Origin of the sequence: Rhodococcus sp. HM1, assembly GCF_023218075.1 — a bacterium.
Classification (GTDB): Bacteria; Actinomycetota; Actinomycetes; order Mycobacteriales; family Mycobacteriaceae; genus Rhodococcus.
Genome location: NZ_JALPTB010000030.1, coordinates 1 through 12,701 on the forward strand (window position 1 = coordinate 1; position 12,701 = coordinate 12,701).

Annotated in this window: 12 protein-coding genes and 1 pseudogene; 9 read left to right on the forward strand and 4 right to left on the reverse strand. The window is 69.6% G+C overall.

Annotated features, from left to right (window positions below; genetic code table 11):
* Nucleotides 1-845: pseudogene (locus M1M07_RS16600) on the forward strand (Hsp70 family protein); the annotation flags it as partial.
* Nucleotides 846-856: 11 nt separating this feature from the next.
* Here M1M07_RS16600 and M1M07_RS16605 read toward each other — a convergent pair.
* Entirely contained in the window at nt 857-2,011 is a 1,155-nt protein-coding gene (locus tag M1M07_RS16605; protein WP_197250941.1) for a DUF2786 domain-containing protein, read from the reverse strand.
* 45 nt (nt 2,012-2,056) lie between these two features.
* Complete coding sequence (gene metG, locus M1M07_RS16610) at nt 2,057-3,616, reverse strand: methionine--tRNA ligase (protein ID WP_248674921.1); 1,560 nt, start codon at nt 3,614-3,616, stop codon at nt 2,057-2,059.
* Between the two features lie 21 nt (nt 3,617-3,637).
* On the opposite strand from metG, the gene M1M07_RS16615 reads away from it, so the two are divergent.
* Together M1M07_RS16615 and M1M07_RS16620 are read left to right on the forward strand one after the other, a co-directional pair.
* Entirely contained in the window at nt 3,638-4,474 is an 837-nt protein-coding gene (locus tag M1M07_RS16615) for a TatD family hydrolase (RefSeq protein WP_248674922.1), read from the forward strand.
* Between the two features lie 47 nt (nt 4,475-4,521).
* Nucleotides 4,522-5,580, forward strand: a complete 1,059-nt coding sequence (locus tag M1M07_RS16620; protein WP_248674923.1) for a maleylacetate reductase — start codon at nt 4,522-4,524, stop codon at nt 5,578-5,580.
* A gap of 3 nt (nt 5,581-5,583) precedes the next feature.
* On the opposite strand, the gene M1M07_RS16625 is transcribed toward M1M07_RS16620, so the two are convergent.
* Nucleotides 5,584-6,090 carry a VOC family protein gene (locus tag M1M07_RS16625; protein ID WP_197250945.1) on the reverse strand — a complete coding sequence of 169 codons (507 nt, stop codon included), beginning with the start codon at nt 6,088-6,090 and terminating at the stop codon, nt 5,584-5,586.
* A gap of 152 nt (nt 6,091-6,242) precedes the next feature.
* On the opposite strand from M1M07_RS16625, the gene M1M07_RS16630 reads away from it, so the two are divergent.
* From M1M07_RS16630 to M1M07_RS16650, 5 genes are all read left to right on the forward strand, one after another.
* Nucleotides 6,243-6,671: a DoxX family protein gene (locus tag M1M07_RS16630; RefSeq protein ID WP_248674924.1), complete on the forward strand. Its 429-nt coding sequence runs from the start codon at nt 6,243-6,245 to the stop codon at nt 6,669-6,671.
* A 346-nt stretch (nt 6,672-7,017) separates the two neighbouring features.
* Complete coding sequence (locus tag M1M07_RS16635; protein ID WP_197250947.1) at nt 7,018-8,145, forward strand: resuscitation-promoting factor; 1,128 nt, start codon at nt 7,018-7,020, stop codon at nt 8,143-8,145.
* Nucleotides 8,146-8,157: 12 nt separating this feature from the next.
* Nucleotides 8,158-9,285, forward strand: coding sequence for a resuscitation-promoting factor (locus tag M1M07_RS16640; RefSeq protein WP_248674925.1), 1,128 nt, complete (start codon nt 8,158-8,160; stop codon nt 9,283-9,285).
* Nucleotides 9,286-9,294: 9 nt separating this feature from the next.
* A complete protein-coding gene (rsmA, locus tag M1M07_RS16645) occupies nt 9,295-10,170 on the forward strand; it encodes a 16S rRNA (adenine(1518)-N(6)/adenine(1519)-N(6))-dimethyltransferase RsmA (protein ID WP_248674926.1) in 876 nt (291 codons plus the stop codon).
* A gap of 243 nt (nt 10,171-10,413) precedes the next feature.
* A complete protein-coding gene (locus M1M07_RS16650) occupies nt 10,414-10,620 on the forward strand; it encodes a cold-shock protein (protein WP_068155724.1) in 207 nt (68 codons plus the stop codon).
* 86 nt (nt 10,621-10,706) lie between these two features.
* Here M1M07_RS16650 and M1M07_RS16655 read toward each other — a convergent pair whose 3' ends face one another.
* A complete protein-coding gene (locus M1M07_RS16655; protein ID WP_248674927.1) occupies nt 10,707-11,675 on the reverse strand; it encodes a YafY family protein in 969 nt (322 codons plus the stop codon).
* 96 nt (nt 11,676-11,771) lie between these two features.
* On the opposite strand from M1M07_RS16655, the gene M1M07_RS16660 reads away from it, so the two are divergent.
* On the forward strand, nt 11,772-12,698 hold the full coding sequence (locus tag M1M07_RS16660) for a 4-(cytidine 5'-diphospho)-2-C-methyl-D-erythritol kinase (RefSeq protein ID WP_197250950.1): 927 nt from the start codon (nt 11,772-11,774) through the stop codon (nt 12,696-12,698).
* Nucleotides 12,699-12,701: the final 3 nt, after the last annotated feature.

The following is a 12,701-nucleotide window of genomic DNA, read 5'->3' on the forward strand; positions in this document are numbered from 1 at the left end:
CCTCCCGGATCCCGTATGTGCACCGGCGCCTGGCCGAACTCGGCCCGATCGCCACCCTCGACGACCCGAAAACCGTCGTCGCCAAGGGCGCGGCCGGGTTCGTCGCCGGCGGACGCGCCACCGACCCTGCCCCATGGCGCGCGACCGAGCCTGTCCGCCGCGAGCCCGCGCAGCCGCCGCGCACGCCCATTCCCGCGCCGAGTTTCACCGGTGTTCCCGTACCGGAACCGGCTCCGGTGTCCGGGCGGTCGCGCACACCGTTCGTGATCGCCGGGGCTGCGCTCGCCACGGTGCTCGCCGCGGCAGGCGTCTACTTCGCCGTCGACGGTGGCGAGACCCCCGCGACCGCCGCGGCATCCACCATCGACGCGGCCGCCACCCCGGCCGGCGCACCCCCTGCGACCTCGGACTCGGCATACATCAGCGAGGTGTCCGAGGACGTTCTGCCGTTGCTGCCCGGCAAGCTGATCACCTCGTCGTCCTCGTGCGACAAGTCCGGATTCAGTTACGAGGGTGCGTTGCAGCTGCGGTGTGTGGTGATCGCCGATTCGAGTGTCGGCAAGGCGATGCGGTTGGCGGAGGACGACGACCAGTGGGTCACCGCCTGGCGCGACGACCAGTACGCCCGCTCGAATTTCATCCGGTACCGGGACCGAACCCTGTCCGGATACGCCAGTCGCGTGCACTCCTCGGGTGATCGCATCGTCAACTACGCCACGGACGACACGTACAGTTCCGGATTCGAAACGATCGACCGGAAGACGGGTCTGATCCTGACGTACAGCGTCGACACCGTCGAGCAGGGCCTGACCCTGGCGACCGAACTCGGCTTCGCCGACTCGTGATTCGCGGCCCGTCACTGCGGGCCGGACGTTGACGGTGAGGTGAGGAAGGCGTTCTCGGCTGCTTCCCGTCCGGCGTGCCAGCCCTCGGCGTCGACGGTGCGGGCACGCGACGACCGGGTCGCGGGGAACAGGCGGCGGAATTCCTCGTCGACCGCCTCGGAGCGGCGAGCCAGGATCGGCGCGAGCGTCGTCATCGGCAGGTGCGCGTCGGCGGCGGCGTCGACCGTGGCACGAGCGTCGGCCTCCCGCAACCGTTCCCCGATCCGCCCGGCGTAACCGGCGAGGAACGCGCGCCGGAACGCGGTGGCCCCGCCGCCGACCCGGCCGCCGGTTCCGGCCGCGGCCATCGCGCGGGTCGCCTGCACGAGCAGCGACCCGAACAGCACCTCGATCTGGCGCAGTTCGACGTCACCGCCGACGACCGTGGCGATACCGACCTTCGCGAACCACACCGTGCGCGCCCGGTTCGCGCTCCCGATCGCGGTGAGCAGCAGCACCTTCTCCTTGGCGTACGGATTGTCCAGGTGCACCCGCATCCCGCGGATGCCGGACGACTCGTCCTTCCCGGCGAGCAGGGCCGCGCTCACCGCGTAGCGGGTCACGAGTTCCTGGGCCTTCGCGGTCAGCGCCTCGGCTTCCTCGGGGAAGTCGGTGGACTCGGCTTTCGACAGGAGCCCGCGGATCCGGTCGAGGATCCGCGGATCCGGGACCGTATCCGCCGAGGAGGCGGTGCGCAGCGGCGGCCACTGCGACGGCGGCGGGGCCAGAACGGTGAAGCGCGGCAGGTACTTCCAGGTGAACGCGAGGCCGGTCACCTGGAACCGCGTGACGTCCGGCAACGCGCGCTGCAGGGCGGCGCCGAACAGCGGACCCCGATCGCCGGGCGGGATCCGCGTCGCGAGTGCGGCGAGGTGCGGATGGTGGTCCGCGACGGTGCGGATCTGCCGGAGCCAGCCTTCCGGGGCCCGGTCCTCGGCGCGGCTGCGGTGCGCGTCGAACAGCACCGCGGCCGCGCCGAGCGGCACGTCCGAGAGGTCGCCGGAACGCGCCGTCACGTGCAGCACGTCCGCGGGTTGCCATCCCCGCTCGTACGCCCAGGTCAGCTCGTCGAGCAGCGCCTGGGCGCCGAGGTCTTCTTCTCGAATGTATGTTCTAGTGCTCCCCATGTGGGCAGTGTGACGGAAGGCACCGACACGAACCCGGGATGCCGACTATTCGGCGTCGTCGACGAACCGCGGGAACACCGGCGACGGTGCCGGCAGCGCGGTGCCCGGCACCAGACGCGTCGCGAGGTCCGCGAACGTGCGGGCATCCGTGTCCTGGCCGAGCAGGTCGAGGATCTTGGTCCCCGAATCCGGCATCACCGGCTGGACGAGGATGCCGACGATGCGCACGACCTCGAGCGTCACGTACAGGACCGTGGCCATGCGCGCCGGATCGGTCTTGCGCAGCACCCACGGTTCCTGCGCGGAGAAGTACCGGTTCGTCTCGCCGAGCACGTGCCAGATCGCCTCGAGCGCCAGGTGCAGGGCCTGCACGTCGAACTCGGCGCGCACCTTCTCGAGCAGGCTGTCGGCCTGCGCCAGCAGCGCCAGGTCGTCCTCGGTGAACTCGCCCGGCGTCGGCGCGAGCCCGTCGAGATTCTTCGCGACCATCGTCAGCGACCGCTGCGCCAGGTTGCCCAGTTCGTTCGCCAGATCCGCGTTGATCCGGGTGGCGATCGCCTCGTGGCTGTAGCTGCCGTCCTGGCCGTAGGAGATCTCGCGCAGCAGGAAGAACCGCAGCTGGTCCAGACCGTACTTCTCGACCATCTCGAGCGGGTTGACGACGTTGCCCACCGACTTCGACATCTTCTCGCCCTTGTTGAAGAGGAAGCCGTGCACGAACACCCGCCGGGGCAGTTCGATGCCCGCCGACATCAGGAACGCCGGCCAGTACACCGTGTGGAAACGGGTGATGTCCTTGCCGATGATGTGCAGGTTCGCGGGCCAGAACTTCCGGAACGCGTCGGACTCGGTGTCCGGGAATCCGACACCGGTGAGGTAGTTCGTGAGCGCGTCCACCCACACGTACATCACGTGGTCGGGATGCTCCGGCACCGGAACACCCCAGTCGAACGTGGTGCGCGAGATCGACAGGTCCTTCAGGCCACCGGAGACGAAGCTGACGATCTCGTTGCGGCGGGTCGCGGGGGCGATGAAGTCCGGCTGCTCCTCGTACAGCGCGAGCAGCTTGTCCTGGTAGGCGGACAACCGGAAGAAGTAGGTGGACTCCTCGGTCCACTCCACCGGGGTCCCCGTCTCGGTGGAGATCCGGGAGCCGTCCTCCTGCAGCGTCGTCTCGGCCTCGGCGTAGAACGCCTCGTCGCGCACCGAGTACCAGCCCGAGTAGGTGTCGAGGTAGATGTCGCCGGAATCGACCATGCGCTGCCAGATGGCTTTGCTGGCCTCGATGTGGTCCGCGTCGGTGGTGCGGATGAACCGGTCGTACGAGATGTTCAGGGCCTTGTCCATGGCCTCGAACACGCTCGAGTTGCGCGCGGCGAGCTCCTCGACCGGCAGCCCTTCCTTGACGGCCGTCTGCTGCATCTTGAGGCCGTGCTCGTCGGTGCCGGTCATGAAGAACACGTCGAAGCCGTCGAGACGCTTGAACCGTGCGATCGCGTCCGACGAGATGTACTCGTAGGCGTGCCCGATGTGCGGGGCACCGTTCGGGTAGGCGATCGCGGTGGTCAGATAGAACGGCGGGCGGGCGGAAATGGGCGCAGTCATGGTGGCCCTACTGTATAACCCGTGAGCAAAGCCCGTCCCGCGCCCGAGCCCCCCGAACCCCTCGCACCCCTCGTCGACGCCCACACGCATCTCGACGCGTGCGGCGCGGAGGATCCCGAATCGGTTGCGGCGATCGTCGATCGGGCCGCCGCGGTCGGTGTGGGCCGGGTCGTCACGGTCGCCGACGATCTCGACGCGGCACGGTTCGCGGTGCAGGCGGCGCACTGGGACGACCGTGTTTACGCGGCCGTCGCGATCCACCCGACCCGCGCGAACGTCCTCGACGAGCAGACCCGCGCGGAGGTCGAACGCCTCGCCGCGGACCCGCGGTGCGTCGCGGTGGGGGAGACCGGCCTGGACCTGTACTGGCCGGGCAAACTCGACGGCTGTGCCGACCCCGTCGAGCAGGAGGACGGTTTCCGCTGGCACATCGACCTCGCCAAGCGCCTCGGCAAGACGCTGATGATCCACAACCGCGACGCGGACGCCGAGCTGCTGCGGGTCCTGCACGACGAAGGCGCTCCCGAGACAGTGATCTTCCACTGCTTCTCGTCGGACGCGGACATGGCGCGGGCCTGCGTCGACGCCGGCTACGTGCTGAGCTTCTCCGGGACCGTCAGCTTCAGGAACGCGAAGGCGCTGCGCGAAGCGGCGCCGCTGGTGCCGCGCGAGCAGGTGCTGGTGGAGACGGACGCGCCGTTCCTGACCCCGCATCCGTTCCGGGGCGCCCCCAACGAGTCGTACTGCCTGCCGTACACGCTGCGGGCGCTCGCCGAGGTGCGCGGGGAGGATCCGCTCGAACTTGCGGCCGCGACCACCGCGAACGCCGAACGGGTCTACGGCTTCCCGGCGATCTGATCCCGAACCGCCCGGGTACGCGCGCCGGAACCGCAACAATCGGAGGCATGTACAACTTCGTCTACACGGCACAGCCGGCCCGGGTGGTGTTCGGAGCGGGAACGGCCGCGCGCGTGGCCGACGAGGTCGAGAAGCTCGGCCGCTCGCGAGTGTTGCTGCTCGGCGGCGATCACGTGCGCAAGCAGGCGGGTTTCGTCGAGGACGTCCTGGGCAGCCTGCGGGTCGCCCGGTTCGACGGTGCCGTCATGCACACCCCGGTCGCCGTCACGGAACGGGTGCTGCAGGTCGTCAAGGAGCACGACGTCGACGCGGTCGTCGCGGTCGGCGGTGGTTCGACGACCGGTCTGGCGAAGGCGCTGGCCGTGCGCACCGGGATCGACCAGGTGATCGTGCCGACGACCTACGCCGGGTCCGAGGTGACCCCGGTGCTGGGGGAGACCGCGGACGGGGTCAAGACGACGCGATCCTCGCCGGAGATCCTGCCGGAGACGGTGATCTACGACGTCGAGTTCACGCTGTCGATGCCGGTACCCATGGCCGTGAACAGCGCGTTGAACGCGATGGCGCATGCCGTCGAGGCCCTGTACGCCGAGCAGGCCAATCCGATCGTCGATGCGCTGGCGCTGCAGGCCATCGCCGCGATCGGCCGGGGACTGCCGGCGATCGGCGCCGACGCCGTCGACCACGGAGGCAGATCGGAGTTGCTGCTCGCGGCGTGGCTGGCGGGAACGTGCCTCGGTGCCGTCGGCATGGGCCTGCACCACAAGCTGTGCCACGTGCTCGGCGGCTCGTTCGAACTGCCGCACGCGGCGACGCACGCGGTGATGTTGCCGCACGTCATGGCGTACAACGCGGAGGCGGTGCCCGGCGTGATGGCCCGTATCGCGGACGTGCTCGGCACCGAGTCCGCGCCCGCGGGCGTGTTCGACCTGGTCGCCGCCGCGGGTGGGCCGACCACCCTCGCCGAGTTGGGGATGCGCGAGGGCGACCTCGACGAGGCCGCGCACCTGGCGACGGAGCGGAGGTACCCGAACCCGCGGGAGATCACGCGGGTCGGGGTGCGCCGGGTGCTCGGCGAGGCGTTCGAGGGCGTGCGGCCGGTCTGACCGTCAGAGCACCTGGTTCCCGTACATCTCGCCGAGCGGATCGGCGATGAGTTCGACGCGGGCGCCGTCGGGGTCGCGGAAGTACAGCGACGTCCCGCTGTGTTCCTCGGTGGCGACACCGGCGTCGGCGAGTGCCGACCGCAACCGTTCCCAGTGGTCGGGGGCGACGCTGATCGCGATGTGGTGCAGTCCGCCCAGGACCTCCCGGTAGGGGCCGACGTCGAGCCCGGGGAAGTCGAAGAATGCCAGCAGGTTTCCGTTGCCGATGTCGAAGAAGAAGTGCGTCGAGCCCGGGTAGTCGCGGTTCTCGATCAGTTCGGTGAGTGGGAATCCGAGGAGGTCCTGGTAGAAGCGGATCGTCGTCTCCACGTCGCTGCTGAGCAGCGCGGTGTGGTGGAGCCCGCGGGCGGTGGAGGCGGGCCGCCGGTCGGCGGGCAGCAGGTACTGCGTGCGGAGACGTTCGCGCTGGGCTTCGAACCGGTCGGGTTCCCGGTCGGTGGTGGTGCTCACGATTCGCTCCTCACAGTTCGTTGCGTGTTCAACTACCTGAGCGTAAACCATATCGTTGCGCAGTCAACCAATTTCCCGCGGTGCGATACATTGAGTGTGACGTGCATCACCGATGTGCGTGAACCTTCCGTTTCGTCGATGAGAGGTTCCCCATGAACAGCACGTTCTTCCGCGACATCGCGATTCTGCTGGCTCGACTGGGTATCGGCGTCATCTTCCTGGTGCACGGGTTGCAGAAGCTCATCGTCAACGGCTACTCCGGCACCAAGGCCGGCTTCGAGAGCATGGAGGTCCCCGCGCCGCCGGTCAGCGCGTTCATCGCCACGTGGGTGGAGATCCTCGGCGGCGTCTCCCTGATCCTGGGTCTGCTCGTCCCCGTGTTCGGGGTGTTGTTGTTCCTGGACATGCTCGGCGCCTACCTGTTCGTCCACATGGGTAACGGCGTCTACGTCAACGACGGCGGGTGGGAACTCGTCGGCGCGCTCGGCCTCGGGTCGCTGCTGCTCGCCGCGGTCGGGGCGGGGGCGTACAGCCTCGACCGCTTCATCGCGCCGAAGGTGCCCTTCATGGCGCGCGCGTAATCTGCGGCTGGCGCCGCCCGTGTGCCTTTGTGGCGGCTGGAACCGCCGGAAAGGCACACCGCGCGGCCGGGTTCTCGTGTGTGCGAACGGCCGGGTCGGGCCGTGAATTTCCGCCTTCTTTCGACCATCCTTTCGAACGGCGTTTCGTCCGGAATCACATGCTCGTAATTCGGGGTGAGAATCGCACGTCCGTACCACTTTCCCCGGTCTCGGCGAAGTGATCGAAAATCACGAAATGTCACCAAGCATTTACAATTGAATCCGCAGTTCAGACGGGTGCAGTTGCCGTATCAAAGCCGGTTCGTTACCGTGCTGTGATCACAGTTGTCGTCCGTTTGGAATTGTTGTGTCACCTTTTGCCAAGCTCAATCGAGCCAAATCCCCCGTGCTGTACTCGGTCGTCGCGGCCCTTTTCGTGACGCTCATCACCGGCGGAATCTTCGCCCTCGTCAAGCACAAGGAACTGACCCTCGACGTCGACGGTGAGCAGCGTGCCTTCGGCACCATGAGCTCCACCGTGAGCGACATCCTGGCCGACGCCGGATACGAAATCGGCGAGCACGACGTCGTCGCTCCGGCCGCCGACGCGACCGTCTCCGACGGCGACACCGTCGTCCTGCGCCGCGCCCGCGAGGTCAACCTGACCGTCGACGGCGAGCAGCGCTCGGTGTGGACCACCGCGCTCACCGTCGACGAGGCGCTGGCCCAGTTCCAGCTCTCCTCCGACGTCCACGTCTCGGCCTCGCGGTCGCACCGCCTGCCGCTCGAAGGCATCGACCTGGACGTCGTGAACCCGCGCAACGTCCAGTTCACCGACGGCGCCGCGCCCGCGGTCCCGGTCCGGATCGCCGCCCCCACGGTCGGTGAGTTCCTCGCCGCCAACGGCACGAAGCTCGAGCAGGGCGACTCCGTGACGCCCGCCGCCGACGCTCCGCTCACCGAGGGCCTGAACATCGTCGTCACCCGCGACCGCATCGAGTCCCGCGTCGAGAACCTGCCCGTCCCGCCGGCCGAGCACCGCGTCGACGACCCGAACATGACCGAGGGTGAGACCGCCGTCGACAACCCGGGTGTCCCGGGTGAGCGCTCCGTCACCTTCGACGTGCACACCGTCAACGGCGTCGAGGTCGGCCGCACCGAGAAGGCATCGACCGTGATCACCGAGCCCGTCGCCACGACCGTCCGCGTCGGAACCAAGCCGAAGCCCGCCGTGCCCGCCTCCGGTCGCGCATCCACCTGGGATTCGATCGCACAGTGCGAGGCCACCGGCAACTGGGCCATCAACACCGGCAACGGCTTCTACGGCGGCCTGCAGTTCACCCAGCAGACGTGGGCCGCCTTCGGTGGCACTCAGTACGCCCCGCGCGCCGATCTGGCCACCCGCGAGCAGCAGATCGCGGTCGCCGAGAAGGTGCAGGCGGCACAGGGCTGGGGTGCCTGGCCTGCATGCACCAGCAAGCTCGGCCTGAGGTAAGAACTGGAACTTGTGTCTGCGCTGTCGAAGATCAACAGTTCCCGGTCCACGCTGCTGTATGCGGTGGTGGGAGCCCTGTTGCTGACGTTGATCGCCGGGGCAGCGACCGCGGTGGCGCGGCACAAGACGATCACGGTGAACGTCGACGGCGAGCTCGTCGCACTCGCCACCATGCGCACCGACGTGCGCGGCGTGCTGTCCGATGCCGGATACGGCATCGTACAGCACGACGTCGTGGCACCGGATGCCGACGCGTCCGTCTCCGACGGCGACACCGTGGTGCTGCGCCGGGCCCGCGAGGTCCAGCTGACCATCGACGGCACCGAGCGCAGCATCTGGACCACCGCGCTGACGGTCGAGGAAGCGCTCGCCCAGCTCGATCTGGCCTCGGACGTGTACGTGTCGGCGTCGCGCTCGCACCGGCTGCCGATCGAAGGCCTCGACCTGGACGTCGTGACCCCGCGCAACGTGCGGCTCGCCGACGGCAGTGCCCCCTCCGTCCCGGTCCGGCTCGCCGCCCCCACGGTCGGTGAATTCCTCGCCGCGCACGGCGTCCCGCTCGAGCAGGCCGACGAGGTGAACCCGCCGGCCGACACCCCGCTCACGGACGGTCTCGAAATCGGCGTCACCCGCAAGCGGGTCCGCGAAGTCACCGAGACGCTGCCGCTCGAACCACCCGTCCGGCGCATCGAGGACGAGACGATGAACATGAGCCGCACCGTCGTCGAGGACCCGGGCACCCCCGGAGTGCAGGAAGTGACGTTCGCCGTCAGCACCGTCGACGGGGTCGAGACCGGCCGCGAAGCCACCGGCACGGTCGTCGTCACCGAGGCTCGGCCGTCGATCGTGCGGGTCGGCGCCAAACCGGGCACCGAGGTCCCGCCCGTCGAGGACGGCGACATCTGGGACGCGCTGGCCGAGTGCGAGGCCGGCGGCAACTGGGCGATCAACACCGGCAACGGCTACTACGGCGGCGTGCAGTTCGACCTGAGCACCTGGGAACGGCAGGGCGGGCTCCGTTACGCACCGCGCCCCGACCTCGCGACCCGCGAGGAGCAGATCGCGATCGCCGGCCTCACCCAGCAGGCGCAGGGCTGGGGTGCGTGGCCGTCGTGCTCCGGCAGCCTGGGTGTGCGCTAGGTTCAGGACGTGTCAGACGACTCTCCCCGCGGCCAGGCGGCACTGCTCGGACCTGCCGAGGTCCGGACGCTCGCCGAGGAGTTCGGCGTTCGCCCGACCAAGCAACTCGGCCAGAACTTCGTGCACGACGCCAACACCGTGCGCCGCATCGTGTCGGTCGCCGGCGTGGGCCGCGACGACGTGGTGCTCGAGGTCGGCCCCGGTCTCGGATCGCTGACCCTCGCTCTGCTCGACGTCGTGGACCGGGTGGTCGCGGTCGAGATCGATCCGAAGCTCGCCGCGCGGCTGCCCGAAACCGTCGGGCAGCGAGCACCCGAGCTCGCCGGAAACCTCGACGTCGTGCTGCAGGACGCGATGAAGGTGATGCCGGACGAGTTGCCGGTCACCCCGACCGCGCTCGTCGCGAACCTGCCCTACAACGTCGCGGTGCCGGTGCTGCTGCACCTGTTCGCCGAGTTCCCCTCGCTGCGCACCGCGTTGGTGATGGTCCAGTCCGAGGTCGCCGACCGGCTCGCCGCGCAGCCGGGCAGCAAGGTGTACGGGGTGCCCAGCGTGAAGGCCTGCTTCTTCGGGGAGGTGCGTCGCGCGGGTGCGGTCGGGCGCGCGGTGTTCTGGCCCGTGCCGCAGGTCGAATCCGGTCTCGTGCGCGTCGATCGCTACACCGAACCGCCGTGGCCCATGGATGCGGAGTTCCGCCGCCGTGTCTTCGCGGTCGTGGATGCCGCGTTCGCGCAACGCCGCAAGACGCTGCGCGCGGCGCTGAGCGGCTGGGCGGGTTCGCCGGCCGAAGCGGAACGACGCCTGGTCGCGGCGGGTATCGACCCGTCGATGCGTGGTGAAAAGCTCGATGCCGCAGCGTTCGTGCGGCTCGCAAACGTCGAGTGACCGCCGGCGCCGTTGCCTGCCAAGGCGATTCGCTCAACAGTTGCGGACTCGCGAAGTGTGTGATCTACTTGTCCACGGTCGTTAGGTAGTGTGTTTGTGGTTAACCCTCGCACATTTCTGGTTGCGAGCGGATGCGATAGCCACCACGGAAATCGTTTCAGCCGTCGAGTGACAGACCCGGACGGTGTTCAGCCGTCCGACGACGGGGAGGCGACCGCCACCCCACAGCAGTTAGGAAACAACATGGCTGAAGGTACCGTGAAGTGGTTCAACGGCGAAAAGGGCTTCGGCTTCATCGCTCCGGCCGACGGTTCGGCTGACGTCTTCGTGCACTTCTCCGAGATCCAGGGCCGCGGCTTCCGCACCCTCGAGGAGAACCAGCGCGTGAGCTTCGAGATCGGCCAGGGCCAGAAGGGCCCGCAGGCCACCGGCGTCACCGTCATCGGCTGATACCCGATACCTCCACGAAACCCCGGAACTCACAACGAGTTCCGGGGTTTCGTGCTGCAAACCGTTGCGGTGTCCCGCTTTTCGCGTCAGGCGCGCCCGTACCGGGCGGCGAGCAGCGTGTGCCGCTCGGCCAGGTCCCGACACGCGTCGCGCAGTTCGGGCGGATCCAGCACCGTGAAATCGACGTCGAACGCGTGCAGCCAGCCCGCGATCGACTCGAGCGACCGGCCCTCGAGTACCACCGCGCAACTGCTGTCGTCGACGAGTTCGACACTGCCCCAGTCGTCGTCGACCTTCGGCGCGATCTCGTCGAAGGGCGCGTGCAGCAGCACCCGGGCCTGCACCTGTGCGGCGCCGCGCCGGATCCCGCGCGCCACGAACTCGGCCGCACCGCCCGGCGGCAGCTCCCGGGGCGTGAACCGCGGACCCGTGGGGATCTTCGGATCCATCCGGTCGACGCGGAACGTGCGCCAGTCCTCCCTGTCGACGTCCCAGGCGACCAGGTACCACCGCAACCGCGACCGCACCAGGCGATACGGCTCGACCTCGCGCCGCGCGGATTCCCCGTCGTGCGTGCGATAGTCGAAGCGCAGCCGCTCGTGGGTGTGACACACCGCAGCGACCGTGCTCAGCAGCGCCGCGTCCACCGCCGACGCCGCCGGCCGCCGGTCCACCACATCCACCTCCAGCGCCTCGAGCCGGTGCCGCAACCGCGACGGCATCACCTGCCGCAGCTTGGCCAGGGCCCGGGTCGCGGCCTCACCGATCCCGGTGACCGAGTCGTTCGCACCGGCCTGCAGCGCGAACGCGACGGCGACGACCTCCTCGTCGTCGAGCAGCAGCGGCGGCATCTCGGCGCCCGCCCCGAGCCGGTAGCCGCCGCCGACCCCGACGGTCGCGTCCACCGGATACCCGAGGTCCCGCAGCTTGTCGACATCGCGCCGGACCGTCCGGGTGGTGATCGACAACCGCTCGGCGAGTTCGGCGCCGGACCAGTCCCGGCGGGTCTGCAGCAGGGCCAGCAGCCGCAGCAGGCGGGCGGAGGTTTCGCGCATGCGACGACGATCCCACGGATTGCGGACGAGTTCGGTCCTGATCGGCGACGGCTGCCGGAGCTTGGGGTCGGCACCGTCCGGGTAAGCTCTGTTCTCGTGCTTTCCGTCGTTCCGTCGCCCGTCACGGTGCGGGCCCCGTCCAAGGTCAACCTGCATCTTGCGGTCGGTGACCTGCGCGAGGACGGCTATCACGAGCTGCGCACCGTGTTCATGGCCCTGTCGCTGAGCGACGAGGTCTCGGTGGTGCCGGCCGACGGTCTCGGCGTGCGGGTGCGCGGCGCCGACGCCGCGCTGGTGCCCGCCGACTCCACCAACCTGGCGTGGCGGGCCGCTGAACTCGTCGCCGCGCGGGCCGGCCGCCGGCCCGAGGTCGCGATCACGATCGACAAGGGCATTCCCGTCGCGGGCGGCATGGCCGGCGGCAGTGCCGACGCCGCCGCCACGCTCGTGGCGCTCGACGCGCTGTGGAGCCTGGGGCTCGGGCGGGAGGAACTCCACGCACTCGCCGCCGAACTCGGCAGCGACGTGCCGTTCTGCCTGCACGGCGGCATCGCCATCGGCACCGGACGCGGCGAGCACCTCGTGCCCGTACTGTCCCGGCACACCTTCCACTGGGTCCTCGCGCTCGCCAAGGAGGGACTGTCCACGCCGGTGGTGTTCCGCGAACTCGACCGGCTCCGCGCCGAGGGAGACCCGCGCCGCGTCGGCGGCACCGACGAGCTGCTGCATGCGCTCGCCGGCGGCGATCCGCACGTGCTCGCCCCGCTGCTCGGCAACGACCTGCAGGCGGCGGCACTGTCGCTGAACCCGGCGCTGCGTCGCACCCTGCGTGCCGGTGTCGAGGCCGGCGCACTGGCCGGAATCGTGTCCGGCTCCGGCCCGACCTGCGCGTTCCTGTGCGCCGACGAGCGCGCCGCGGTCACCGTGAGCGCCGAGCTCGCCGGTGCGGGCGTGTGCCGCACGGTGCGCGTCGCGTCCGGTCCGGTGCACGGCGCCCGCGTCGTCGGCACCTCCACCCCCTGACCC